The organism is Burkholderia sp. FW306-1C-G01B (genome assembly GCF_058781685.1).
Genome location: NZ_JBYSWZ010000005.1, coordinates 196090 through 221599 on the forward strand (window position 1 = coordinate 196090; position 25510 = coordinate 221599).

Below are 25510 nucleotides of genomic sequence, written 5' to 3' on the forward strand. Positions count from 1 at the left end.
GGTTGCGCCCGGCGACGGATACGGAACGGCGCCGGCCGGGCCGGCGCCGGATGCTTACCGGTGGCCGAGCTTCGCGAGCAGCGCCTCGGCCGCGGGCGCCGACGACGCGGGGTTCTGCCCCGTGATCAGCAGCCCGTCGGTGACGACATGCGGCGCCCAGTCGGCGCTGCGCTCGAATGCCGCGCCGTTGGTCTTCAGCATGTCCTCGACGAGGAACGGCACGACTTCCGTCAGCTCGACGGCCGCTTCCTCGCTGTTGGTGAACCCCGTCGCGCGCTTGCCGCGCACGACCGATTCGCCGGTTGCCGGGTTCTTCACGTGACGCAGCACGCCCGGCGCGTGGCAGACGGCCGCGACCGGCTTGCCGGCCGCGAGCATGCGCTCGATCAGGCCGATCGAATGCAGATCCTCGGCGAGATCCCACAGCGGGCCGTGGCCGCCCGGGTAGAACACCGCGTCGTAGTCGTCGGCCGACACGTCGGCAAGCTTGCGCGTCGACGCGAGTTCGGCCTTGGCCGCCGGATCGGCGTCGAAACGGCGCGTTGCATCGGTCTGCGCGGACGGATCGCTGCTTTTCGGGTCGAGCGGCGGCTGGCCGCCCTTCGGCGAAACCAGCGTCAGCTCGACGCCCGCATCCTTGAACGCGTAGTACGGCGCGGCCAGTTCCTCGAGCCAGAAGCCGGTCTTCTTGCCGGTGTCGCCGAGCGTGTCGTGCGAGGTCAGGACAACCAGAATCTTCATGATCGAAACTCCTTCGAAAATGGACGGGAACGCTGCCGCGCAACCGGGGCGGTCGGCGCGACACGCCTGTCGGTTAGTCCGTTATGGCGCGTCAACGTGCGACTCGCGTATCCGAATGCCGTACGCGCCTATTAGACCAGTCGTCTAGAAAAATCCCAAATAAAACGACGGCGTACACTGCACGATCGGCATCGCAGCGCGAAATGGCAATTTCGCGTCTTCGTTGCACGCGCCAGCGGACGTCGTCGCATTCACGAGGACGCATGATATCCGCGGATTAGACCAGTCGTCTAGTAAATGGCCATTCGCCCCTGCCGTCGTCATGGCCTTTGACCGGGCGCGATCCGGCAACGTCCGCCACCGATCGCGCCCCGCCCGTGTCCGTCGCGCCGGCTAGCCGCGCAACGGACCATCCGTATCGCCGGCCTCGATTACCGGCGCCTCGAGTCGATGCCCGCATGCACCGTCGTCCAGCCGACTCAGCATCAATTCCGCCAGCGCGCGTCCCGACGCGTGCCCGGTCGGCTGGATGACGGCCGTCACGCGATGCGGATGCGCGATGTCCGGCGGCACGCCGTCGTAGACGATCAGCGACATGTCCTGCCCCAGCCGCAGCCCGCTGTCCACGAGCGCCCGAAACGCGCCGCCGCCCGCGATGTTGTTGTCGACCAGCAGCGCCGTCGGCCGCTCGGCGCACGCGAGCAGCGCCCGCGCGGCCTGCAACCCGCCGTCGTGCGTAAACGTACACTCGACGAGCAACGCCGGATCCGGCTCGATACCGGCCTCGCGCAATGCCGACAGATAGCCTGCGCGACGCTGCGCGGCGAAATTCAGCGCGAGCGGCGCGCTGATCATCGCAATGCGCCGATGCCCGAAACCGGTCAGCCGGCGGACGGCATCGCGCGCGCCCGCCTCGTTGTCGAAATCGAACCACGCATACGGCTCGGCCGTTTGCGTGCGGCCGTATGCGACGTACGGAAACGCGTTCGACCGCAGGTACGCAATGCGCGGATCGTCGACCAGCGTGCGCGCGACGATCAGCCCGTCGACGAGCTTGCCGTCGACGATCCGCCGATAGGTGTCCAGTTCCGCATTCGGCCGCGCAGACGCGATGATGAAATCGAGATTGCGCTCGGCCAGCCGCTCGGTGATGCCCGCGACGACCTCGCCGAAACGCGGATCGCCGAGATCGCCCGCGCCGAACGGATAGACGATCCCGATCACGTCCGCCCGCCCGGTCGCGAGCCGGCGCGCGGTCGGGTCCGCCACATAGCCCATTTCCCGGGCGGCCTTCGCCACGCGCTCGCGGGTCGCCTCGCTGACGTCGTCGTAACCGTTCAACGCACGGCTGACCGTCGTCCGAGACAGCCCGAGCGCATCCGACAGCGCCTTCAGATTCACCTTCACCGTCGCTCCTCGTTTTCGCCGGCCCGGATGCCCGGACGCCGGATGCCCGGACGCCTCAATCGGGTAATTATTTCCATTGGGTAAGCATTACCGTCAAATAAATATCTTTTGCGTTCCAAACCGGTTTGAAATAGTATCCAAACCGGTTTGGACATCGATGCCACCTTCAGCCGTTCCTTTCACCGTCAACTGAAACAACGCCGAGATGACACACTTTCCTTTTTGCCGCGCGACTGCGGCCAAACGTTTGCTGTTCGCTGGCGCGGCACTGGCCGCCTTCGCGTCCGCTTCGTCCGTTACGCACGCGCAGAGCGCCGGCGCCCCCGCGCCCACGCCGCATACGCAGCAGGCCTACGATCCCGAAGGCAACTTCACGATGCGCTGGACCCGCGCGGACATCCGCCAGATCGTCGCACAGTCGCATACGGCCGGCGCCGACAGGAACTCGCTGCCGCAAGCGCTGACGATGCCGGATATCCCGCAGGATTTCCCGCTGATCAACTCGAACGTGTGGGTCTGGGATACCTGGCCGCTGGCCGACCTGCGCGCGAACCAGCTCAGCTACAAGGGCTGGGAGGTGATCTTCTCGCTCACCGCCGATCCGCATGCGGGCTACACGTTCGATGACCGCCACGTCCACGCGCGCATCGGCTTCTTCTACCGCCGCGCGGGCGTCCCTGCGTCGCAGCGCCCTGCCAACGGCGGCTGGACCTGGGGCGGCCACCTGTTCCCGGACGGCGCGAGCGCCAAGGTGTTCGGCACCGCGCCGATGACCAACAACGCCGAATGGTCGGGTTCGGCGCGCCTCACGCACGGCGACAACGTCAGCCTCTACTACACCGCGACATCGTTCAACCGCTCGGCGCCCGGCGGTGCCGACATCACGCCGCCGCAGGCGATCATCACGCGCGCCGACGGTCACATCCACGCCGACGACAAGCACGTGTGGTTCAGCGGCTTCGACGATCACAAGGCGCTGCTGCAGCCGGACGGCAACTACTACCAGACCGGCCAGCAGAATACCTACTTCTCGTTCCGCGATCCGTTCGTGTTCACCGATCCCGCGCACCCGGGCAAGACCTATATGGTGTTCGAAGGCAATACGGGCGGCCAGCGCGGCGCACGCACCTGCACCGAGGCCGATCTCGGCTACGCGCCGAACGATCCGTACAAGGAAGATCTCAACGCGGTGATGAATTCGGGCGCAGTGTATCAAAAGGCCAATGTCGGCCTCGCGGTCGCGACGAACCCGCAGTTGACGGAATGGAAGTTCCTGCCGCCGCTCCTGTCGGCGAACTGCGTCGACGACCAGACCGAGCGCCCGCAGATCTACCTGAAGGACGGCAAGTACTACCTGTTCACGATCAGCCACCGTACGACGATGGCCGCGGGCGTCGACGGGCCGGACGGCGTGTACGGCTTCGTCGGCAACGGCATCCGCAGCGACTTCCTGCCGCTGAACGGCGGCGGCGGCCTCGTGCTCGGCAACCCGACCGACTTCTCCGCACCGGCCGGCGCGCCGTATTCGCAGGATCCGAACCAGAACCCGCGCGAATTCCAGTCGTATTCGCACTACGTGATGCCGGGCGGGCTCGTCGAGTCGTTCATCGATGCGATCGGCCCGCGGCGCGGCGGCACGCTCGCGCCGACGGTGAAGGTCAACATCAACGGCACCTCGACGGCGGTCGACCGCGCGTACGGACGCGGCGGGCTCGGCGGTTACGGCGATATCCCGGCGAACCTGCCGGCGACGGGCGCCGACCACAACGACGGCCCGGGCACCCGCCCGTAACGGCTGCGGCGGGCACCGCCCGCAAGCGTTGAGGCGGCGCACATCGCGCGTGTCGCGTGCGTGCCGCTTTTTTTTCTTCCGCAGATCGCGCGTGCCGCCTTTGCAAGCGGCACGCGCCCTCCTTTCCCGCTTCGCGCGTCGGAGCACGGAACCCCGCATGAGATCGACGTTTTTCCGCTTTTCCTTCCGGGTCGCCCGGCTGCTGCTCGCCTGTGCGGCGGGCGCGGCCTGCACGCAGGCCGCCGCCGCGCCCTGCGCCGCATCGACCGAAAACGGCACGCCGCAATGGCGCCCCGCGCTGCATTACACGCCGCAGCGCAACTGGATGAACGATCCGAACGGCCTGGTCTACGACGACGGCCGCTACCACCTGTTTTATCAGTACAACCCGCTCGGCAACGATTGGGGCAACATGTCGTGGGGCCACGCGACCAGCACCGATCTCGTCCACTGGCGCGAGCAGCCGGTCGCGATGCGCGCGAACGCCACCGAGGAAATCTTCTCCGGCTCGATCGTCGCCGATACGCACAACACGTCGGGCCTCGGGTCGCCAGGCAAGACACCGCTGGTTGCGCTTTACACGAGCGTCTATAAGGACGGCTCCGGCCACGCGCCCGGCACGCAGGCGCAGTCGCTCGCCTACAGCGTCGACCATGGCGCGACGTGGCAGCCCTACGCGCACAACCCCGTGCTCACGCTCGATCCCGAATCGAAGCAGTTCCGCGACCCCAAGGTGTCGTGGTATGCGCCCGGGCACCACTGGCTGATGACGACGGTCGTCGCCGACGCGCAGGTCGTCAAGCTCTATCGCTCCGACGACCTGATCCACTGGTCGTTCCTGAGCGACTTCACGTTGCCGGACGTGCCGCATGCAGGCGCACTGTGGGAGATGCCCGACCTCGTGCCGCTGCCGCTCGACGGCGATCCTCGACACATCAAGTGGGTAATGATCGTCAATGTGAATCCGTGGTCGATCGCGGGTGGCTCGGGCGCGATGTATTTCGTCGGCGACTTCGACGGCCGCACGTTCACGCCCGATCGCGTCGCGCCGGCCGGTTCCGATCCCGCCCGGTTCCGCTGGGTCGATCACGGCGCCGACTTTTATGCCGCAGGCACCTTCTCGGGCGCGCCCGGCACTCGGCCGGTCGCGATCGCGTGGATGAGCAACTGGGATTACGCGGCAAAAGTGCCGACCACGCCGTGGCGCGGCGCGACGACCCTGCCGCGCGAGCTGGCGCTGAAGACGATCGACGGCGAACCCCGGCTCGTCGCCGCGCCGGCCGCCGCGTTCGACGCGTGGGCGGACGGCCGGCCCGCCGTGCACGAAGGCGCGCTCGCCGTCGAGTCCGCCACGCGCGAGCTGTCGGCGGCGACGCGCGGCGTCGCGCAACGCATCACGGTGACGATTGCGCCGCAGCGCGCGGCGCGCGCGGGCCTGATCGTCCGGCGCTCGGCGGACGGCACGACCGGCACCCGGATCGTGTACGACACGGCGAAACGCACGCTGACACTCGACCGCTCGCAGTCCGGCGAAGCGAATTTCGCCGGCACGTTCAGCCGCGAGCATATCGTCGACCTGCCGCTCGAACACGGGCAACTGCGGCTCGAAATCGTCGTCGATCGCGGGTCGGTCGAAGTGTTTGCGAACGGCGGCCGCGTCACGCTCACCGACCTGATCTTTCCGCCGCTCGACGCGGACCGCGTCGCGGTGTTTGCCGAGCACGGCCGCGCGACGTTCTCGGGGCTCACGGTGACGCAGCTGGAAGCCGGCGGCGATACGCGTAACGCCTGCACGACGCGATAGGTGCGGTTCGAGAGCGTCGCCCTTCCCGCATGCGACGGGGACCGTCCGCCCGGCGCTGCGTCGGCCGGCGCGGTCCCCGCCGGCGTTACGGCTCAGAGCAATCCCATCCCGCCCGACGCGATGATCTCCGCGCCGACGATGAACGCGGATTCCGGCGCGCTGAGGTGCAGCACCGTCGACGCGATTTCGTCCGGCGTGCCGAACCGGCCGACCGGGACGAGGCCCCTGATCTTCCCAGCCGTCTCGTCGAGCGTCGCCGCATCGAGCCCGAGCTTGCCGTACAGCGGCGTCTGAACCGGCCCCGGGCTCACGACGTTCACGCGCACGCCGTGCGGCAGCAGTTCCGTCGACAGCGTCTTCGCGAACGAATTGACGGCCGCCTTGCTCGCCGCGTACACCGACGAGCCGGGCATTCCGATGTGCGCGTTGATCGAACCGTTGATCACGATCGATGCGCCGCGGTTCAGCAGCGGCACCAGCGACTGGATCTGGAAATACGCGCCCTTCACGTTGGTGTTGAACACGAGGTCCCACATCGCCTCGTCGCTGTCGGCGAACGGCGCGAGTTTCGCGACGCCCGCGTTGATGAACACGGCGTCGAGCCGCGCACCCGCGGCGGCGATCGCGTCCGCCAGTGCGCGGGCCGACGCGACGCTGCCGGCCTCGTTGCGGATCGCGAGCGCCCCTTCGCCGAGCGTTTGCCGTGCGGCTTCCAGCGTCTGCGCGTCGCGCCCGGTGATGATGACCCGCGCGCCTTCGGCTGCGAATGCTTTGGCGGCCGCCAGGCCGATGCCGCTGTTGCCGCCCGTGACGAGGACCGTTTTTCCTTCGAAGCGTTGCATGATGTTCTCCTGTGAACCGGTGAGTTGACCGTGAACACAGGATGCGCTCGGCGACCTGTGTTGCCGTACGACGCGCGCGGCGAACATGTTCGAAATCGTCGAACGTGTTCGAGCGGGCGCTCCGTCGTCGTTTTTCCGTCTCAGCCGGTCACGTCGATCCCGTCGAGCAGGCGCTGCGCGAGTCTGGGCTCGCGCAATTGCTCCAGCCACCATTGCAGCGCGCGGCCGTCGCGATCGCCGTGCCACGCGACATACAGCACGTTCGGTTCGCGCGGGTTGGCCGTCTGTTTCTCGACGAGCTCGCCGCGCGCGAGCAGCGACGCCACACGCCGGCGCGGCACCCAGCCGACGCCGAGCGCGTCGCGCTGCGCGAGGATCTTCGCGCGCATCGACGGCACCGCGAGCACGGCCTGCCCGCCGAGCAGGCCATACGCGCGGCCGGCCGCGCGCCGCGACGAATCGGCGACGACGACCGCGCGATACGCGCCGATCGCGTCGCGCGTCAGCACGTCGCTCGCGGATGCAAGCGGATGGCGCGGCGACACCGCGAACACCCACTCCATCGCGCCCAGTTCGAACCATTTGAAGCCGGGGATAGCCGGCGGCTCGTTGGTCGCGCCGACGACCAGATCCGCGCGACCGTCGCGCAGCGCCTCCCAGGTGCCGCCGAGCACCTCGTGCGTGAAGCGCAGCGACACGCCCGAATCGAGCGCGTCGAACGCGCGGACGACCGGCAGCAGCGTGTCGAACTCCAGCACCTCGTCGCTGACGATCCACAGCCGGTCCTCCCAGCCGCTCGCGACCTGCCGCACGCGCTGCGTCAGCCGCGCGACGTCCAGCGCCAGCCGCGCCGCTTCGTCGGCCAGCAGTTGTCCGGCCGGCGTGAGCCGCAGCCGGTAGCCGCGCCGGTCGAACAGCAGCGCGTCGAAACGCGTTTCGAGCTGGCGCGCGGCGTGCGACACGGTCGACGGCGCCTTGCCGAGCCGCGCGGCGGCGCGCGACAGGCTGCCGGTCGCGCGGATCGCGTCGAGCAGCGCAAGTTCGTCTTCGGACAGCATGGGGTCGCTCCGGTTCGGGGTGAGTCTGGGATTGTCGTGGCTCCCGTGGATCGTAAGGCAGCGGCGGGCGGCGGTCCAATCGGACGGCGTTCGATGCGGCGGATGGGCGGTTGAGTGTCGGGCGCAACATCCTGCCAACCCGAGTCCGCGCGCCGGCGGCATACTGGCGGTACACCGATTCCGGCAAATCAGCATCAATCGAGGTAACCACTGCGATGGACATCGCGATCCGCATCGAAGGCCGTCACGACCTGACGGGGCAAATCTTCCGGCAACTGCGCACCGCGATCGTCGACGGGCGCCTGGCAGGCGGCGCGCGGCTGCCGTCGACGCGCGATCTCGCGAAGCAGCTCGGCGTATCGCGCAAGACGACGCTCGACGCGTTCGAGCGTCTCGTCGCCGAGGGCTACCTGAATACGCGTGCGGGCGACGGCACGTTCGTCGCCGACGGCCTCGCGCGCGTGCCGCACGCCGCGGCCATGCCGGCGCCGTCGCTCGTCGAGGACACGCCGCGCATCGACGCGGTCGACGCACGCGCGCTGTGGAACGACCTGCCCGACGCGCTCGCGATGCCCGCGCCGCAAGACTCGCCCGGCTTCGACTTCCGCGGCGGCGTGACCGACAAGACGCTGTTCCCGTTCGATGCATGGCGGCGCTGCCTGCATCACGCGCTGCGCCAGCAGGCACGCGGCCCCGGCCAATACCACGACCCGGCCGGCGATCCGCAGTTGCGCGGCGCGATCGCGCGCTATGTCGCGTTCAGCCGCGCGGTCGCGTGCAGCTGGGACGACGTGCTGGTCACGCAAGGCGCACAGCAGGCGCTCGACCTGCTCGCGCGCGTCGTCGTGCGGCCCGGCGACGTGGTCGCGGTCGAGGACCCCGGCTATCCGCCGGCACGCGCCGCGTTCGCGTCGCTCGGCGCGACGGTGATCGGCGTGCCGGTCGATGCGCACGGCCTCGTCACGGAACGGCTGCCCGACGAAGCGCGCCTCGTCTACGTGACGCCGTCGCACCAGTTCCCGCTCGGGATGCCGATGACGCTGGAGCGGCGCATCGCGCTGCTCGAATGGGCGCAGCGCCGCCGCGCGGTGATCATCGAGGACGACTACGACGGCGAGTTCCGCTTCGAAGGCCGGCCCGTGGAATCGCTGAAGAGCCTCGACCGCACGGGCCTCGTCGCGTACGTCGGCACGTTCTCGAAGACGATCTTTCCCGAACTGCGGATCGGCTACGCGATTCCGCCGCGCGCGCTGCGCGGCGCGCTCGCCAAGGCGAAGCAGATCGTCGATTGGCACACCTGCACGCTGACGCAGGCGGCGCTCGCGCGCTTCATGCTCGAAGGCGATTTCGCGCGGCACCTGAAGCGCGTGCAGAAACATTACGATGCGCGCCGCAAGATGCTGATCGCGCATCTGCGCGGCGAGCTCGCGCCATGGTTCGACGCGATCGTGCCGACCGCCGGCATCCACCTCGCCGCACACCTGAAGCCGGGGCTCGACGAAGCGGCGCTGGTCCGCGCGGCGCGCGAGCAGGACATCGGCCTGTACGGGATCTCTGCGTTCCATGTCGGCGTGCCGGTCCGTGCGGGGCTGCTGTTCGGCTATGGCGGGATCGACGCGCTGCGCATCGACACGGCGCTCGCGCAACTGGCCGGGCTGCTGGATTCGGGCCGTGTCGGCCGCCCGGCACTGGTTACCTGAATTTACGCAAAATTGGCTATTCAAGCAGGCCAATCCGGGTCTTAAAGTGGGTCCTGTCGCGCCACCGTGCGCACCAACCGAAAAAGGACCTGCCATGCAACCGCGCCTGAACTTCTATACCGCCAGCCCGAATGCGATCAAGGTGATGCGCAACGCCGAGGACTTCATCGCGAAGAGCTCGATCGAGAAGCCGCTCGCCGAACTCGTCCGCCTGCGCGCATCGCAGATCAACGGCTGCGCGTTCTGCGTCGACATGCACACGACCGACGCGCGCAAGGGCGGCGAAACCGACCGCCGTCTCGCGACCGTCGTCACGTGGCGCGAAACGCCGTTTTTCACCGAGCGCGAACGCGCGGCGCTGGAATGGACCGAGGCGCTGACGCTAGTGGCCAGCAATCACGTGCCCGACGCCGTCTGGGAAGCCGTGAAGCCGCACTTCAGCGACGAGGAGCTGTTCGACCTGTCGATGCTGATCGCGACGATCAACACCTGGAACCGCTTCGCGATCGCGTTCCGCAAGATGCCCGAGTAAGGAGACGAAGATGATCCGCTCCACGCTCCAGCGAGCCGCCCTGTGCGCGGGGCTCGCGCTCGGCGCCGCGCTGCCGGCCGCCGCCCATGCGCACGACGCCGGCGACAACGTGCACGCGATCATGCAGCAGGCCGTGCCCGAAGCGCCAGGCAAGCTCGTCGTCGTCGCGACCGTCGACTATGCGCCCGGCCAGGCTTCCGAGGCTCACAAGCACCTCGGCTCGGTGTTCGCGGTCGTGTCGAAAGGCGAAGTGCTGTCGCAGGTGAACGGCGGCCCGCTGCATCGCTATCGCGCCGGCGAAGGCTGGTACGAGGCGCCCGGCTCGCGCCACCAGGTGTCGCGCAACGCGAGTGCGACCGAGCCCGCGCAGCTCGTCGTGTTCGGGCTGACCGGCGAACACGAGCCGCTGAAGTCGCCGATCGATCAGTGACGACGTTTCGGGGGCGAGCCATGTCAAGGCCGCGCCCCCGCTTCGCGGACGGCTTTCCCGCCGGTTCCGAGAAGGTTCTCCACCGCTTGTCGCCGCATCTCCTTTCCTTCGCCGTATCCCTCTGCCGTTTCCCCTAAGCCGCCTCTGCCTTAACCACTCCCTACACTCCATCGCCGGCACACGGCGTGCCGCCGCATCACGTCCCCGCTCGTCCGCGCCGCCATTCGACGCGCGTCTGATCTCGATCAACGCCGGCGAAAACCCTTCCTTGAAATTAACTAACTCATCAATTAGCGTCGTCTGCATGAACGCGAAATCCACCGTCGCCAGGCCGCGCGGGCGCCGCCCGTCGGTGGACGATTTCGACCTGCGCGACCACATGCTGGACGTCGCGATGCAGTTGTTCGCCGAGCACGGCATCGCCGCGACGACGGTCGCGCAGATCGCCGCCGCCGCCGGCGTCACGTCCGCGATGGTCCACTACTACTTCACGAATCGCGAGCAACTGCTCGACGCGATCGTCGAGGAGCGGCTCGCGCAGGTCATCGCGTTCGTGTGGCGCCCGACCGAGCCGCAGATCGAGAACGATCCGTTCGCGCTCGTTGCCGAACTCGTCGACCGCTTCTTCGACGTCACGCATCGCATGCCGTGGCTGCCGTCGATCTGGCTGCGCGAGATCGTCCATGAAGGCGGGCTGCTGCGCGAACGGATGGTCCGGCGCATTCCGCTCGAGCATGTCGGGCGTTTCGCCGAACGCATCCGCGCCGCGCAGCAGGCCGGCACGCTGAACCCAGCGCTGGAACCCGCGTTCCTGTTCCATTCGATCATCGCGCTCGTGATGCTGCCGCTTGCGACCGCGAAGCTGTGGCAAAGCGCGCGCGGCCTGCCGCCGATCGATCGCGACGTGCTGCACCGGCACGTCCGCGCGCTGCTTGGTTCCGGCCTGCAGCCGCCGGCCGCCGCGCCGCGTGCGCGGACGCGCTCGCCACGGAGGCCGTCGTGAACGCGGCCCGCGCGCTATCGCTCGCGCTCGCCGCCTTCGCGCTGCTCGCCGGTTGCGGACGGTCGACGGACCACGGCGCGACCTACCAGGGTTATGTCGAAGGCGAATTCGTGTACCTGTCGTCGTCGCAATCGGGCACGCTGACGCAATTGTCGGTCGCACGCGGCCAGGCCGTCGCCGCCGGCACGCTCGCGTTCTCGCTCGAAGCCGCGAACGAAACGGCCGCGCTGCTGCAGGCACGGCATCAGCTCGCCGCGGCACGCGCGCAGCTCGCCGACCTGCAGACCGGCAAGCGCCCGCCGGAAGTGGCAGTCACGCAGGCGCAACTCGCGCAGGCCACCGCGCAGGCCGCACGGGCTGCCGCTCAACTCGCGCGCGACGAACGCCAGTACGCGGCCGGCGGCCTGTCGAAGCAGCAGCTCGACGATTCGCGCACGTCCGCGCAAACCACTGCCGCGCAGATGCGCGAACTGCAGAAGCAGGTCGACGTCGCTCGCCTGCCGGGCCGCGCGCAGCAGGTCGCCGCGCAGGCAGCGCAGGTCGACGCCGCGCAGGCAGCGGTCGCGGAAGCGCAATGGAAGCTCGACCAGAAGCGCGTCGCCGCACCCGCCGCCGGGCGCGTGTACGACACGCTGTACCGCGTCGGCGAATGGGTGCAGGCAGGCAATCCGGTCGTGCAGATGCTGCCGCCGCAGAACCTGAAGGTGCGCTTCTTCGTGCCGGAAGCCGCCATCGCATCGCTCGCGCCGGGGCGCGCGGTCGCGATCCGCTGCGACGGCTGCGCGGCCGACGTACCCGCGCGCATCACCTATGTGTCGAGCGAGGCCGAATACACGCCGCCCGTGATCTACAGCAACGAGAGCCGGACCAAGCTCGTGTTCATGATCGAGGCGCGCCCCGCCGTCGCCGACGCGCCGAAGCTGCATCCGGGCCAGCCCGTCGCCGTGAGGGTGCAATGAACGCGCCGGCCGCTCCGTACGCGATCGACGTCGATCGCCTGAACAAGCGCTTCGGCGACAAGCACGTCGTGAAGGACGTCTCGCTGCGCGTCGCGCGCGGCGAGATCTTCGGCTTTCTCGGGCCGAACGGCAGCGGCAAGACGACCTCGATCCGGATGATGTGCGGCCTGCTCACGCCCGACTCGGGCAGCGGCACCTGCCTCGGCTACGACATCGTGCGCGACAGCGCGCAGATCAAGCGGCACGTCGGCTACATGACGCAGCGCTTCTCGTACTGGGAAGACCTGTCGATCCGCGAGAACCTCGATTTCGTCGCGCGCGTGTACGGGATGCCCGACCGCAAGGCGGCCGTCGCGCGCGCGCTCGACGGGCTCGGCCTCGCGAGCCGCGCGGACCAGCTCACGGGTGCGTTGTCTGGCGGCTGGAAACAACGCCTCGCGCTGGCCGCGTGCATGCTGCACGAGCCCGAACTGCTGCTGCTCGACGAGCCGACCGCCGGCGTCGATCCGGCCGCGCGCCGCGACTTCTGGGAGGAACTGCACCGGCTGGCCGCGCAGGGGATCTCGGTGCTCGTCAGCACGCACTACATGGACGAAGCCGAGCGCTGCCACAAGCTCGCCTATATCGCGTCCGGCGAACTGCTTGCGCAAGGCACGTCGGCGGAGATCGTCGCGTCGCAGCACCTGTCGACCCGCACGATCACCGGCGAGCGCCTGACCGAACTGTCCGCGCGGCTGCGCACGATGCCGGGTGTCGATCAAACCGTCGTGTTCGGTTCCGCGCTGCACGTGAGCGGCCGCGATCGCGCCGCGCTCGACGCGACGCTCGCGCGGGTCGCGAGCGACGATGCGTCGCTGCAGGTCGCGCCCATCGACACCGGGCTCGAGGACGTCTTCATCTATATGATGGGCCGCGCGTCCGGGCCGCCCGGCGGAGCATCGTCATGAACGCGTGGGCGGGCCTGCGCGAATCGTTCTCGGTCGCGCGATGGTGGAGCATCGTGCTGAAGGAATTCCTGCAGTTGCGCCGCGACCGCGTGACGTTCGCGATGATCGTCGGCGTGCCGATCATCCAGCTCGCGCTGTTCGGCTTCGCGATCAACACCGATCCGAAGCACCTGCCGACCGCGGTGATCGTCGCCGATTCGAGCCCGTTCGCGCGCAGCTTCATCGCCGCGATGCGCAATTCCGCTTACTTCGACATCGTCGAGACGCTGCCGGACGAAGCGGCCGGCCGGCATGCGCTCGCCCGCGGCGACGTGCAGTTCGTGCTGAGCGTGCCGGCCGATTTCTCGCGGCGGCTGCTGCGCGGCGAGCGTCCGTCGCTGCTCGTCGAGGCGGACGCGACCGACCCCGTCGCGACCGCATCCGCGATCGGCGCGCTGCCGGGCCTCGTGCAACCCGTCGCGGACAAGGACCTGACGGGGCCGCTCGCCCACCTGAACGGCCGCCCGGCCGCGTTCGACGTCGTGCTGCACCGGCTGTACAACCCGGAAGGCATCACGCAGTACAACGTCGTGCCGGGCCTGATGGGCGTGATCCTGACGATGACGATGGTGATGATGACGGGCCTCGCGATCACGCGCGAACGCGAGCGCGGCACGATGGAAAACCTGCTCGCGACGCCCGTGCGGCCGCTCGAGGTGATGACGGGCAAGATCGTCCCGTACGTGCTGATCGGGCTGATCCAGGTGTCGATCATCCTCGCCGCGGCGCGCTTCGTGTTCGTCGTGCCGTTCGTCGGCGGCGTGTTCGCGATCTACCTGTCCGCGCTGCTGTTCATCGCCGCGAACCTGACGGTCGGCATCACGCTGTCATCGCTCGCGCAGAACCAGTTGCAGGCGATGCAGCTCGCGGTGTTCTATTTCCTGCCGAACATCCTGCTGTCCGGTTTCATGTTCCCGTTCGCCGGGATGCCGAAGTGGGCTCAGCTCATCGGCAACCTGCTGCCGCTCACCTATTTCAACCGCCTCGTGCGCGGCATCCTGCTGAAGGGCAACGGCTGGGCCGACCTGTGGCCGTCCGTGTGGCCGGTCGCGCTGTTCACCGTCGTCGTGATGGGCATCGCGCTGCGCTTCTACCGGCGCACGCTCGATTAGGTGCCGCACGATGAAACCGGCTTCGCATCGCGCCTCCATCGCTGCAAGCGGCGTTACGCTGGCCGCCGCTGCGCTGCTCGTCGCCGGTTGCGCGGTCGGGCCGGATTTCCTCACGCCGGACGCACCGGCCACGCAGCAATACACGCGCGACGAGCCGCCCGTCACGACGGCGGCCGCCGGCGGCCCGGCCGGCGGCGCGCAGACGTTCGCATCGGCCGCGCACACGCCGCAACGCTGGTGGACCGAGTTCGGCTCCGAACCGCTGAACCGGCTCGTCGACACCGCATGGCAAAACAGCCCGACGCTCGCCGAGGCCCGCGCGCGGCTCGACGAAGCGCGGCAGAACCATGCGGCCGAAGCCGGCGCGACGATGCTGCCGCGTGTCGACGCGAACCTGTCCGCCACACGCGAGAAGGTCGACATCGCCGCGTTCGGGCTGCCGGCCAACGTGCCGAATCCGGGGCCGTTCACGCTGTATGACGCGTCGGTGAGCGTGTCGTACGTGCTCGACGTGTTCGGCGGCAACCGGCGTGCGCTCGAAGCGCTGCGCGCGCAGGTCGACTATCAGGCGTACACGCTCGACGCCGCGCGGCTGACGCTCGCGGGCAACGTCGTCGCCACCGCGATCCTGCGCGCGTCGCTCGCGCAGCAGGTCGCGCTCACGCAGCAACTGGTCGACGCGCAGGCGCGGCAGTTGCACATCGTCGAAGCGCGCTTCGCGGCGGGCGGCGTGTCGCAGGCCGACGTGCATGCGCAGCGCGCACTGCTCGCACAGACGCAGGCATCGCTGCCGCCGCTCGCGGCCCGCCTCGCGCAGGCCGGCCACCGGCTCGCGATCCTGCTCGGCGCTCCGCCGTCCAGCGCCGTGCTGCCCGATCTCGCGCTCGATGCGCTCGCGCTGCCGCGCACGCTGCCCGTCACGCTGCCGTCGACGCTCGCGCGCGAACGGCCCGACATCCGCGCGGCGGAAGCCGTGCTGCACCAGGCGAGCGCGAACGTCGGCGTGGCCGCCGCGAACCTGTATCCGCGTTTTTCGATTTCGGCCGGGATCGGCTCGGAACGCACGCGCATCGCGGATATCGTGAGCGGGTTGAATGTATGGAACGTTGGCCTGGGTCTGACACAGCCGCTCTTTCACGGCGGCGAGCTGCGCGCGAAGAAACGCGCGGCCGAAGCGGCGTACGACGCCGCGTTCGCGAGCTATCGGGAAACCGTGCTGCAGGCGCTTCAGCAGGTAGCCGACGCGATGCGCGCGGTCGAGCACGACGCAGCCGAGCTGCAGGCGCGGGACACGGCCGCGCAGGAAGCGGCGGCACGCAACGCGATTGCCGGCGACCGTTACGCGGCCGGCGGGATCAGCACGTTCGACCTGCTCGACGCGCAGCGGCAGACGTTGCAGACGACGCTCGACCGTACCCGCGCGCAGGCCGATCGGCTTACCGATACGGCGGCGCTGTTTCAGGCGCTGGCGGGAAGCTGGACGGATGATGCTGCGCGGTGACCGGCACGACGGCATTGGCACCGGCCGGACACTGCCGGTCTGCACGCCCCGCACCACGTAAGCAGCGCACTTGTCAGGTTCGGCTGCCGTCGCCGCTCGCTTCCACTCGATGCCAGCCGATGACTGAACCTGCTATACGCGCAACGCGTGACGCAAATAAAAAACCGGCCCGAAGGCCGGTTTTTTCATACTGCATGCCGTGAGCGGCGCTCGCGCGCCGCGCGACATCAGAAGCGGTGGATCAGGCCGACGCCTGCAGCGATCTGGTTCTGCTTCGAACCTGCGCCCACGCCGTCGCCGATCGAGGTCGTTGCTGCCTGGATGCCGCCAGCCTTGTTCAGCGTGTTGCCGGTCGAGTGCTGGTAAGCCTCAACTGCATACAGGCCCGTGCGCTTCGAAAGGCTGTAGTACTGCGAGAGCGTGACCTGGTGGTACTTGGCCGCGCTCGAGATGCCGTTCGACTGCGTTGCCGCCGTGTACGAGTAGCCTGCCGCGAAGTCCCACTGCGGCGCTGCCTTCCAGTGCAGCACGGCGCCTGCCGTGTTGAAGATCGCCGTGTTGCGGAACGCCGAACCGACTCCCGGCACGTACTGGACGTTCGTGTACGACACGGACACGTCCCATGCCGGCGTGAACTGGTAGCCGGCCGTCACACCGAGGCGCTGCTGCGTTTGCGCCGTTTGGTAGCCGCTGTTAATCGCCGACACGGCCGGCTGGCCGCCGCTCGTGACCGTCGAATTGTCACCCCACACGCCGCCGCCGAGCGTCGAGTTGTTGACCTTCTGGAAGCCGACCGCGATGCCTGCCGGGCCGTTCAGGTACTGGATCGCCGCGCTCCACGTCGAGCCGCGGTTGAAGCTGCCTGCCACGCCGCCGAGCGAATACGAACCGCCGACCGTGAAGCCGTAGAACTTCGGCGACATGTAGACGAGCGAGTTGTTCGCGCGGTAGCTGGTGTCCAGCGAGTCGATATCGCCCGGGTGCGCGCCGTAATAACCGGTCAGCCAGGTCGTCGGGCTATACGGCGACAGCAGCGTGTAGTACGCGGTGTACTGGCGGCCCGCCGTCAGCGTACCGTACGCTGCGTTGGACAGACCCACCCACGCCTGACGCGTGAAGATGCCGTTGGCCCACTGCGACGAACCGTTGTTCGCGTTGAAGCCGGCTTCCAACTGGAAAATCGCCTTCGTGCCGCCGCCGAGATCTTCGCTGCCCTTCAGGCCGAAGCGGCTGCCTGCCCAAATGCCGGTGGCCATCTGCACCTTCGAGTGACCACCCGTGGTCGCGCCAGTTGCCGACGAGTTGTTCTGCCAAGCGATGGCGTTGTCGACGATACCGTACAGGGTCACGCTGCTCTGGGCGTGGGCGGCGGTAGCGGCTGCAAGGCCCGCTGCCGTCATGGCGAAAGCGACGCGCTTTTTCATTGATTCTCCGTCCTCAAAGAATGATTTCTTTTCTGGTGTGGTTTTATGACTGACACATGTGCGAGTACATGCCGGCGCAATTCTGACGGATTACCGATTATTTCCCAACACGCGCAGTCGGTCATCGTATGATCGACGCAACGCGCGGGTTCACCAAGCAGTTACATAACACCTGAAAACGCTTACGCGGCGGGCATTTCCGGCATTTCCCGGTGAAAACCCTAGCTTTACATTTTTACGGGTGCAACGCGACCGCCTCATGTCGTCAGACGCCTTCGGCAAAAAATCGTCTTACAAATGCGCGATCGCAGCTGACGCCGCGATTCACGCCGCCGCGCAGGATCGCTGACGTTCATGACACCCACATTTCGCGAAACGAAATCATGAAAACGTTTCAGTCCGCGCGCGGGAGATCGGACGGGAGCGGCCCGGCGAACGCGGGCCGAAGGACGATGCCGGCGCGGCGCGCCGGCGACATTCAACGCGATGCCGGCGCGACGAGCCGCGCGTTCACCGCATCGGCGAGCGCGGTCATCCGCGCACGGATCGCCGTGTTCGAGCCGACCAGCGCGAGCGACGACGCCATGATCCGGTAGATACGTTTTCTCGGCACCTTGGCCGGCTTCGCCGGGGCGAGCCACGCATCGTGGCCGGCCAGCAGTTCGAGCGTTTCGAGGCCGATCATGATCGGCCACAGGCACGCGAGCCGCAGCCGCACGAAGCGGCGCGGAATCGCGAGCGTATACAGGCATGCATCGCGATACTGGTCGAGCGCGATGCGCAGCAGGTCGACCAGCACGCCGCGCGCGCGCGCCGACGCGTCGGGCTGCATCAGGTCGGCGACGCCGAGCCCGTGCGTGCGCAGCACGTCGTCGGGCAGGTAGCAGCGGCCGATGCGCAGGTCCTTCGCGCAGTCGCGCAGGATGTTGGTCATCTGCAGCGCCTTGCCGAAACGGATGCCCTTCTCGCGCATGCCCGGCAAATCCCAGCCGCGCGCGGCACGCGTGTGCGCGCCCGTCATCTCGGTCCAGAACTCGCCCACGCAGCCCGCGACGAGGTACGTGTAGCGATCGAGCATGTCGCGCGTCGGCAGCGACGCGACCTGCCCCGACTGCTCGTCCGGGAAAGTGCGCAGATCGAATTCCATGCCTGACGTCAGCGTCGCGACGACCTTGCGGATCGATGCACGATCGGCATCCGGCTGCGCGCGCAGCAGCGCGAGCATCGGCTCCATCGAGCCGAGCAGCATATGCTCGTGCGAATCCGTCTGCATCCGCGTCACGTCGTCGAGCGAACGCGACAGCGCCGCGCCGTCGCCGAGCCGCTCGATCTCGTCGCGCAGGTCGGTCAGCAACGCCGCCCGGCGATCGGGCTCGACGAGCGCGGTGTCGGCGATCGTGTCGGCCGCGCGCGCGAGCAGGTACGCGAGCCCGACCGGGTCGCGCATGCCGTCGGGCAGCACGCGCAGCGTCAGGTAGAAGGAGCGGGAAACGTTCTTCAGCAGGTCGCCGAGCAGGTAGGCGGAATCGGTTCGGGTCGTCATGGGTCGGGAAAAATCGGCCGGCGCGGGCCCCGGACGCACACGGGCGCCGGGCGCCCGCGCCGGCTCGCGAGTCGCCGCATCGTCGCGCCGCGCGGGCGTCGGCCCGGGCGCTGCAATGCAAAATTCCCGCAAGTTTAGTGCATCCGGCGCAAGGCCTGCCCGAGACGGCCGGAATGCGGCACGCACATCGATGCCGCGCCGCTCCCCGCCGCCCTCGTCACAGCCCCGAATAAAACAGAAAGGCCGAAGTAATACATGTGTAATTATTCAATGCGACGATCGCGTCCCGTTCGATCCCATACGGCGCGGCACGACAGCCGCGCCGGCGGAGCGAGCACCCTTTCCCGACTTTTCCGACTCCCGTTTCGAAGGTTCATCGACATGTTCTTCACGCGCCCGAGCGCCCCGCGCTACGTCCCGTTCGCCTGTGCCGCAGCCTTCCTGCTCGCTGCGTGCGGTGGCGACGACGACCTGACGTCCGATCCCACGCAGCCGATTTCCGCGAAGGTCCAGGTGGTCGGCCATCGCGGCGCGAGCGCGCTGCGCCCCGAACACACGCTCGCGTCGTACCGCAAGGCGATCGAAGACGGCGCGGACGTCATCGAGCCCGACCTCGTGTCGACGCGCGACGGCGTGCTCGTCGCGCGCCACGAGAACGAAATCTCGGGCACGACGAACGTATCGGCGCTGCCGCAGTTCGCGAGCCGAAAGGCGACCAAGACGATCGACGGCGCTCAGCTCACGGGCTGGTTCACCGAGGATTTCACGCTCGCCGAGCTGAAGACGCTGCGTGCGCGCGAGCGCATTCCGCAGATCCGCCCCGCGAACACCGCGTATAACGACCAGTTCGAGATTCCGACCTTCGACGAGATCGTCGCGCTCGCGAAGCAGATGTCCGCGCAGACCGGCCGCACGATCCACCTGTATCCGGAAACCAAGCATCCAACCTACTTCCAGTCGATCAATCTGCCGCTCGAAGACCGTCTCGTCGATGCGCTGCTGAAGGATTCGTACACGTCGCGCACGGCGACCGTCTACATCCAGTCGTTCGAGGTCGCGAACCTGAAGACGATCCGCAACCGGATCAAGTCGAGCCAGCCCAACTGGAAGCTCGTGCAGCTGATGGACGAAGCCGGCCAGCGCCCGTACGACTTCGTGAAGGCGAACGACAAGCGCACCTACGGCGACCTGTCGACGCGCGACGGCATGCGCGAAATCGCGACCTATGCGAACGGCGTCGGCCCGTACAAGACGTCGATCATCGCGGTCGCCGCGGACGGCACGCTGCAGCAGCCGACGCCGTACGTGCGCTATGCACATGAGGCCGGCCTCGTCGTGCATCCGTACACGTTCCGCCCGGAGAACAACTTCCTGCCCGCGTCGCTGAAGGACGGCGGCACGCCAGCCACGCGCAATACGGCCGGCTCGGTGCGCGAGATCCAGGCCTACCTGCGCGCGGGCATCGACGGCTTCTTCACCGACGATCCGGCGGTCGGCCGCACGGCCGTCGATACGTTCAAGCGCTGAATGCCCGGAACGTGCTGAACGTGCGGTAGCCGGGCGCGGCGCACTGCGTGCCGCTGCGCCCGGTTCCGCCGTATCGATCAGATCACGCTGAAGTGGTGCGTGCCGTCGCGCTTCAACTGGTCGACCAGCCCGTATTCCCAGTCGAGATACGCCTGCATCGCGGCAGCCGCATTGTCGGTGCCCTCGTACGGGCGCCGGTAGCGGTCGACGCGCGGCGACGCGAGCCGCGTCTCGCCGCTTTCGAGCGGCAGCCCGCCATCGATCCATGCAGCCGTGCCGCCGGTCAGCACCGAGATGTCGGCCGATGCCGGCAGCAACGCGCGCGCGTCGTCGGCCGCGAACCGCGCGAGCAGGCTCGATCCGCACGTGAACACGTAGCGCTTCGCGGGCGGGATCGCCGCGAGCGCGTCGCGCAACTGCGCGCGCACGACGAACCAGGCGCCCGGAATATGGCGCTTCACGTAATTCGCGCTGGCCGTCACGTCGACGATCGCGAGTTCGCCGGGCGCGGCTTCCTTCAGCCAGCCCGCGAGCGTCGCGGGCGACACGTCGGTCGCGGGCGGCGTCGCCGGCACGTCGCGCGGCGGCTGGCCGCGCTCGCCGAACGCCGCCGCGCCGGCCGGTTCGACCACGCACACGTCCCAGCCCATCTGTGCGAGCCACGACGCGGTCATGTCCGCCCGCACGCCGTCATCGTCGGCGAGCACGATCCGCGCGCCGCGCACAGCCGCGTGATGGTCGGTCTCCTGCACGAGCTGGCCGCCCGGCGTGCTCAGGAAGCCCGGCAGGTGGCCGGCTTCATATTCCTCCGGCGTGCGCACGTCGAAGCGGTACAGCGTGCGGCCCGGCTCGTCGAGCGCAGCGACGTCCGCGAGCGCGATGCGCGGCACGCCGGCGCGTTCGGCCACCGCGCGCGCAGCCTGGCGCGCGTCGGCGCGCTGCGTCGCGTCGATCTCGTCCGGAAAGCGTCGCGCCGCGCCGTGCTCGAGCGTCTGGCCGGCGAGCGTCCAGCCGATCGTGCCGTTGCGCAGTGCCGCGACCGGGTTCGGCAGCCCCGCGTTGACGAGCGACTGCGTGCCGATGATGCTGCGCGTGCGGCCCGCGCAGTTGACGACCACCTGCGTGTGCGGATTCGGCGCGAGCGCGCGCACGCGCAGCACGAGTTCCGCGCCCGGTACGCTCGTCGAGGTCGGGATGTTCATCGTCTGGTATTCGTCGAAACGGCGCGCGTCGACGATCACGACATCGGCCTTCGCGTCGATCAGCGCCTGCACTTCCTGCGCGGACAGCGACGGCGTATGCCGCTCGGCCTCGACCCATTCGCCGAACGACTTGCTCGGCACGTTCACGTCGATGAACAGTTCGCCGCCCGCGGCCAGCCAGCCCGCGAGGCCGCCGTCGAGCAGCCGCACGTCGGTATAGCCGAGCTGCGCGAGCTTCGCGGCCGCGCGCGGCGCGAGATCCTCGCCGCCCGCTTCGCCGAACACGACGATCGGCGTGTCGCGGCGCGGAATCCGCGTCCACGCGTCGAGTTCGAGCTTCGACAGCGGAAAGTTGGCGGCCCACAGCGGATGGCCCTGCGCGTACGGATCTTCCTCGCGTACGTCGATCAGCGCGAGCTCGTCGCGGGCAAGCAGGCGCGCGCGCACGTCCTGGTACGACGCGGCGGGAAAGCGGGAGGTGGAATCGGCGGATTGCGTCACGGTGTCTCTGTCGGATTCTGTTGAAGTCGGTGAAGAAAGGAAAGCGAATCGGATGAATCTTCGGCCTGCCGGCACGCGCCCGCAACGGGCCGCGCCGGCGGGCGCCGCATCACGCGTTCGAATAGCCGGACACGAAAGGCTTCACGGTGCCGTCGTCCAGATACACCGCGCGTTCGACCTTGCCGATGTTCGCGCCGTACACGTGGATGCTGATCGATACCTGGTCGGCGAATGCGTTGGTCACGCGATGGACGTCGCCGATGCGCGGCGACACGGCCTCGACCTCGCCCGGCTGCAGGCGCACGGCTTCGCCCGCCGGCACGGGCTTGCCCGCTGCGTCGAACCGGTACGGCTGCGAGAACTCGCCGCCGCGCAGCATCCCGATCAGCCCCCACACCGTGTGGTTGTGAATCGGCGTCGTCTGGCCGGGCCCCCACACGAAACTGACGACCGAGAACCGCTCGTCCGGGTCGAGATGCAGCAGGTACTGCCGATAGCGCGCGGGATCGGGCTGTGCGAACGCGTCGGGCAGCCAGTCGTCGCGTTCGACGAGCGCGGCGAGCAGCGCGCCGCCCTCGTCGAGGATGCGCGCCTCGTTCGCGCCGGACGCGAGCAGCGCGCCCAGACCGTCGACGAACGGACGCAACGGCGTCTGCTGCAACGAAAGCGTACTCATCGGCTGCCTCCTCGAATATGATGCCGAATATGATGGATCGTCATGATGCACCTGAAAGACCATGCAGAACAAACATGAAAATTAGCGATATCGACGCTTTTGCAGCGGTCGTCCGCTGCCAGACCCTGAGCCAGGCCGCGGCCGAGCTCGGGATGACGCAGCCCGCGATCACGCGGCGCGTCCAGAATCTCGAGGAAGCGCTCGGCGTGATCCTGCTCGATCGCAACACGAAGCCGCCGCGTCCGACCGACATCGGCCGGCAGGTATTCGAGCAGTGTCGCGCGATCCTGCGCGAAGTCGATGCGCTGCGCGAACTGACGGCCGGCCAGCAGCCGCCCGCCGGCGAATTCCGGATCGGGCTCACGCAGGGGCTCGGCGAACTGATGCTGCCCGCGCTCATCGCCGAACTCGCCGCGCAGTGGCCCGCGCTCGCGACGCAGATCGCGACCGCGTGGGGCGGCATGCTCGTCGAGCGCGTCGCACGCCGCGAGCTCGATGCCGCGCTCGTATTCCTCGCGCGCGAGATGGTGCTGCCGCCGTACGTCGAAGGCGAACGGCTGCTGGCCACGCGGCTCGTCGCGGTCGGCCGCAAGGGCGACTGGCCGCGCCGCAGCTACCGGCTCGCCGATTGCCACGCGCGCGGCTGGGTGCTCAATCCCGACGGTTGCGGCTTTCGCGCGGGCCTGCGGCGCGCGCTCGACGCGCAGGGCCTGCCGATGCCGGTCATGCTCGACGCCTACGGCCGCGACCTGCAACTGCAGAGCGTCGCGAACGGCTTCGGCATCGGGCTGATGCCGCTGCCGCTCGTCGAGGGCAGCCCGCTGCGCGACGCGCTCGACATCGTGCCGCTCGCCGATTTCAAGCCGCAGATCGATCTGTGGCTGCTGCGCCGGCACGATGCGGCCCGGTTCGACGCACCGCTCGCGGCCGTTGCCGAGCATGCGCGCGCGGCGTTCGCGTTGCCCGAGCAGACGCACGGCAAGGCTGCGTGACCGGACGGGGCGGCGTCTGCTTCGCGCCGCCCTGTTTGTTTCCCCCGCAGCGCTGCACCGCTCACGCATCGTTTCGGCCGCGTTCGGCCTCGTTGCGCGACGCCCCGCGCGCATCCGCTTTCGCGTCACCCCGACTCGCCGCCTCAAGCACCTCACGCCCCGCCGCCACCGCGATCGCGTCGTCCTGCGGCGTATGCACGCGGCTGCACAGCACGTCGCGATAGTGGCGTTCGAGCGGATTGCTACGGCTCAGCCCGTGGTTGCCCGACAGTTTCAGCGCCTGCTCGACCGCGCGGATCGCGTGCTCGGTCACGGTCCGCTTGACGAGGCCGCTCGTCGTGACCGACGGCGCGTTGCCGGCGTCGGTGCGTGAGATGTGATCGTCGAGCAGCACGCGGTTCGTGTACAGCCAGCCCTCGATTTCGCCGACCGCCTCCTGCACGCGCGGCAGCGTCGCGAGCGGCGCACCGAGCCCGCTCGGTGCACGCGTCGTCGCGAATCCGAGCAGCCAGTCGCGCGACGCGCGCGCCACCGCGTCGTACAGACTGCCGAGCAGCGCGACCATCCACGCGTGCTGGTCGGCGTGCGCGTCGGCATCCGCATGAGTCTCGGCCGATACGGCCCACGCGTGCGGCGCACGCACGTCGACCGCATGGTCGGCCGGCAACCGCACATCGTCGAATACGACTTCGTGACTGCCCGATGCGCGCAGGCCGAGGTGATTCCAGCTTTCGATCACGCGGATGCGGTCGCCGTCGGCATCACGGTCGCGCGGCACCAGAAACACGCCGACGCGCGGCTCCGGTTCATCGGTGCGCGCCCACACGGCCAGCCAGCGCAGCGCGGGAATCCCGGTGCTGTACAGCTTGTGGCCGCACAACCGCCAGCCGTCGCCGTCGCGGCGCGCGACCGTTTCCGGCAGGCCGCCGCGCGACGGCGAACCGAGCGCCGGCTCGACGCGCAGCGCGTTGATCAGCGCGCCTTGCGCAACCGCGCTGTCGAACACGGCGCGCCGCGCCGGTGCAGGCCAGCGGTTGTCGGCACGGGCGAGCGCGCGATGCTGCAGATACGTCATCGTCAACACCAGCGCGGTCGCCGGATCGGCGCGCGCGACGGCGGCCACGATCCGGCTCGCCCGCGCGAGCGTCGCGCCCCCGCCGCCATGTTCGCGCGGCACGACCTGCGCGATCAGCCCCGCGCGATGCAGCCGCGCGAAGTTCTCGTGCGGAAAACGGCCATCGACGTCGTTGCGCGCCGCATCGGCGGCAAGTTCGGGTGCGAGACGGTCGAGCAGCGCGGCGACGCGCGCGTCTTCTGCATCGTCGTCAGCGGCGTCGGCAGGCAGAAGGCGCAGCGAAGGCTGCTGCGGCGACGGTGAGGATGCGGCAAGGCTGGCGGACATCGGTACGGATTCCCTGGATAGCTCGGTCACGGGCAACACAAAACGTAGATCGGCCGGCGAATGGCGAGGCGGCACGTCGGACAGGCGGCGATCCGCTGCGGCACCGCGAACCTCCGGCGCCGCAAGCGCATCCGGCATCCGCATCGTCCGAAGCGAACGGCCTGACGCCCGCGCCACGCGCGGCCGGCGCCGACATCCCCGCGCGACGCCCTGCCGGCTCCGCTCCGGTTCGATCGCGAACCCACAGCGTATGCGCAACCCACAGCCACCCAAACCATGCAAATCTGATATTCAAATCGGTATTGATTATTTCCATTTCGCATGATCGCGGCGTTAACCTGCGCTCCATTCCTGCCCGGTCGTGCGCCGGGCCATC

The 25510-nt window shown here is 68.8% G+C and carries 21 protein-coding genes; 12 read left to right on the forward strand and 9 right to left on the reverse strand.

Annotated features, from left to right (window positions below; translation table 11 throughout):
* Nucleotides 1-54: 54 nt before the first annotated feature.
* The gene (locus AC3WLY_RS12550; RefSeq protein ID WP_175959029.1) at nucleotides 55-741 is read right to left on the reverse strand and encodes a type 1 glutamine amidotransferase domain-containing protein; all 687 of its coding nucleotides are present in this window, start codon (nucleotides 739-741) and stop codon (nucleotides 55-57) included.
* A 393-nt stretch (nucleotides 742-1134) separates the two neighbouring features.
* Nucleotides 1135-2148: a substrate-binding domain-containing protein gene (locus tag AC3WLY_RS12555; RefSeq protein WP_175959028.1), complete on the reverse strand. Its 1014-nt coding sequence runs from the start codon at nucleotides 2146-2148 to the stop codon at nucleotides 1135-1137.
* Nucleotides 2149-2353: 205 nt separating this feature from the next.
* On the opposite strand from AC3WLY_RS12555, the gene AC3WLY_RS12560 reads away from it, so the two are divergent.
* Both AC3WLY_RS12560 and AC3WLY_RS12565 read left to right on the forward strand, forming a co-directional pair.
* The gene (locus AC3WLY_RS12560) at nucleotides 2354-3940 is read left to right on the forward strand and encodes a glycoside hydrolase family 68 protein (RefSeq protein ID WP_175959027.1); all 1587 of its coding nucleotides are present in this window, start codon (nucleotides 2354-2356) and stop codon (nucleotides 3938-3940) included.
* 157 nt (nucleotides 3941-4097) lie between these two features.
* Nucleotides 4098-5744: a glycoside hydrolase family 32 protein gene (locus AC3WLY_RS12565; protein ID WP_175959026.1), complete on the forward strand. Its 1647-nt coding sequence runs from the start codon at nucleotides 4098-4100 to the stop codon at nucleotides 5742-5744.
* Nucleotides 5745-5836: 92 nt separating this feature from the next.
* Here AC3WLY_RS12565 and AC3WLY_RS12570 read toward each other — a convergent pair whose 3' ends face one another.
* Together AC3WLY_RS12570 and AC3WLY_RS12575 are read right to left on the reverse strand one after the other, a co-directional pair.
* Nucleotides 5837-6586, reverse strand: coding sequence for an SDR family oxidoreductase (locus AC3WLY_RS12570; RefSeq protein WP_175959025.1), 750 nt, complete (start codon nucleotides 6584-6586; stop codon nucleotides 5837-5839).
* Nucleotides 6587-6726: 140 nt separating this feature from the next.
* Complete coding sequence (locus tag AC3WLY_RS12575) at nucleotides 6727-7644, reverse strand: LysR family transcriptional regulator (RefSeq protein WP_175959024.1); 918 nt, start codon at nucleotides 7642-7644, stop codon at nucleotides 6727-6729.
* A 215-nt stretch (nucleotides 7645-7859) separates the two neighbouring features.
* Here AC3WLY_RS12575 and pdxR point away from each other — a divergent pair, with 215 nt between their 5' ends.
* From pdxR to AC3WLY_RS12615, 8 genes are all read left to right on the forward strand, one after another.
* On the forward strand, nucleotides 7860-9344 hold the full coding sequence (gene pdxR / locus AC3WLY_RS12580; RefSeq protein ID WP_310139828.1) for a MocR-like pyridoxine biosynthesis transcription factor PdxR: 1485 nt from the start codon (nucleotides 7860-7862) through the stop codon (nucleotides 9342-9344).
* A gap of 94 nt (nucleotides 9345-9438) precedes the next feature.
* Complete coding sequence (locus tag AC3WLY_RS12585) at nucleotides 9439-9876, forward strand: carboxymuconolactone decarboxylase family protein (RefSeq protein WP_310139824.1); 438 nt, start codon at nucleotides 9439-9441, stop codon at nucleotides 9874-9876.
* Nucleotides 9877-9886: 10 nt separating this feature from the next.
* Nucleotides 9887-10306, forward strand: a complete 420-nt coding sequence (locus AC3WLY_RS12590) for a cupin domain-containing protein (protein WP_175959021.1) — start codon at nucleotides 9887-9889, stop codon at nucleotides 10304-10306.
* Nucleotides 10307-10610: 304 nt separating this feature from the next.
* Complete coding sequence (locus AC3WLY_RS12595) at nucleotides 10611-11309, forward strand: TetR family transcriptional regulator (protein ID WP_310139817.1); 699 nt, start codon at nucleotides 10611-10613, stop codon at nucleotides 11307-11309.
* Nucleotides 11306-12268, forward strand: a complete 963-nt coding sequence (locus tag AC3WLY_RS12600) for an HlyD family secretion protein (protein ID WP_492308291.1) — start codon at nucleotides 11306-11308, stop codon at nucleotides 12266-12268. The genes AC3WLY_RS12595 and AC3WLY_RS12600 overlap by 4 nt, the downstream gene beginning before the upstream one ends.
* Nucleotides 12265-13215 (forward strand): ABC transporter ATP-binding protein, encoded by a 951-nt coding sequence (locus AC3WLY_RS12605; protein WP_310139811.1) that lies wholly within the window; start codon nucleotides 12265-12267, stop codon nucleotides 13213-13215. Before AC3WLY_RS12600 ends, AC3WLY_RS12605 begins: the two co-directional genes overlap by 4 nt.
* Entirely contained in the window at nucleotides 13212-14366 is a 1155-nt protein-coding gene (locus AC3WLY_RS12610; protein WP_492308290.1) for an ABC transporter permease, read from the forward strand. Before AC3WLY_RS12605 ends, AC3WLY_RS12610 begins: the two co-directional genes overlap by 4 nt.
* Nucleotides 14367-14376: 10 nt before the next feature.
* Nucleotides 14377-15867 carry an efflux transporter outer membrane subunit gene (locus AC3WLY_RS12615; protein WP_492308289.1) on the forward strand — a complete coding sequence of 497 codons (1491 nt, stop codon included), beginning with the start codon at nucleotides 14377-14379 and terminating at the stop codon, nucleotides 15865-15867.
* Between the two features lie 227 nt (nucleotides 15868-16094).
* Here the strand turns inward: AC3WLY_RS12615 and AC3WLY_RS12620 are convergent, their stop codons facing one another.
* Nucleotides 16095-17291, reverse strand: coding sequence for a porin (locus tag AC3WLY_RS12620; protein WP_175959014.1), 1197 nt, complete (start codon nucleotides 17289-17291; stop codon nucleotides 16095-16097).
* 478 nt (nucleotides 17292-17769) lie between these two features.
* Entirely contained in the window at nucleotides 17770-18834 is a 1065-nt protein-coding gene (locus tag AC3WLY_RS12625; RefSeq protein ID WP_492308288.1) for a phytoene/squalene synthase family protein, read from the reverse strand.
* Nucleotides 18835-19215: 381 nt separating this feature from the next.
* Between AC3WLY_RS12625 and AC3WLY_RS12630 the strand changes: the two genes are divergently transcribed.
* On the forward strand, nucleotides 19216-20361 hold the full coding sequence (locus AC3WLY_RS12630; RefSeq protein WP_310139800.1) for a glycerophosphodiester phosphodiesterase family protein: 1146 nt from the start codon (nucleotides 19216-19218) through the stop codon (nucleotides 20359-20361).
* Between the two features lie 77 nt (nucleotides 20362-20438).
* Here the strand turns inward: AC3WLY_RS12630 and AC3WLY_RS12635 are convergent, their stop codons facing one another.
* Together AC3WLY_RS12635 and AC3WLY_RS12640 are read right to left on the reverse strand one after the other, a co-directional pair.
* Complete coding sequence (locus tag AC3WLY_RS12635) at nucleotides 20439-22064, reverse strand: rhodanese-related sulfurtransferase (protein ID WP_492308287.1); 1626 nt, start codon at nucleotides 22062-22064, stop codon at nucleotides 20439-20441.
* 109 nt (nucleotides 22065-22173) lie between these two features.
* Nucleotides 22174-22740 (reverse strand): cysteine dioxygenase family protein, encoded by a 567-nt coding sequence (locus AC3WLY_RS12640; protein WP_175959010.1) that lies wholly within the window; start codon nucleotides 22738-22740, stop codon nucleotides 22174-22176.
* A gap of 17 nt (nucleotides 22741-22757) precedes the next feature.
* Here AC3WLY_RS12640 and AC3WLY_RS12645 point away from each other — a divergent pair, with 17 nt between their 5' ends.
* The gene (locus tag AC3WLY_RS12645) at nucleotides 22758-23732 is read left to right on the forward strand and encodes a LysR family transcriptional regulator (RefSeq protein WP_492308286.1); all 975 of its coding nucleotides are present in this window, start codon (nucleotides 22758-22760) and stop codon (nucleotides 23730-23732) included.
* Nucleotides 23733-23793: 61 nt separating this feature from the next.
* Here AC3WLY_RS12645 and AC3WLY_RS12650 read toward each other — a convergent pair whose 3' ends face one another.
* On the reverse strand, nucleotides 23794-25134 hold the full coding sequence (locus tag AC3WLY_RS12650) for an acyl-CoA dehydrogenase family protein (RefSeq protein WP_425133182.1): 1341 nt from the start codon (nucleotides 25132-25134) through the stop codon (nucleotides 23794-23796).
* Between the last annotated feature and the right edge of the window lie 376 nt (nucleotides 25135-25510).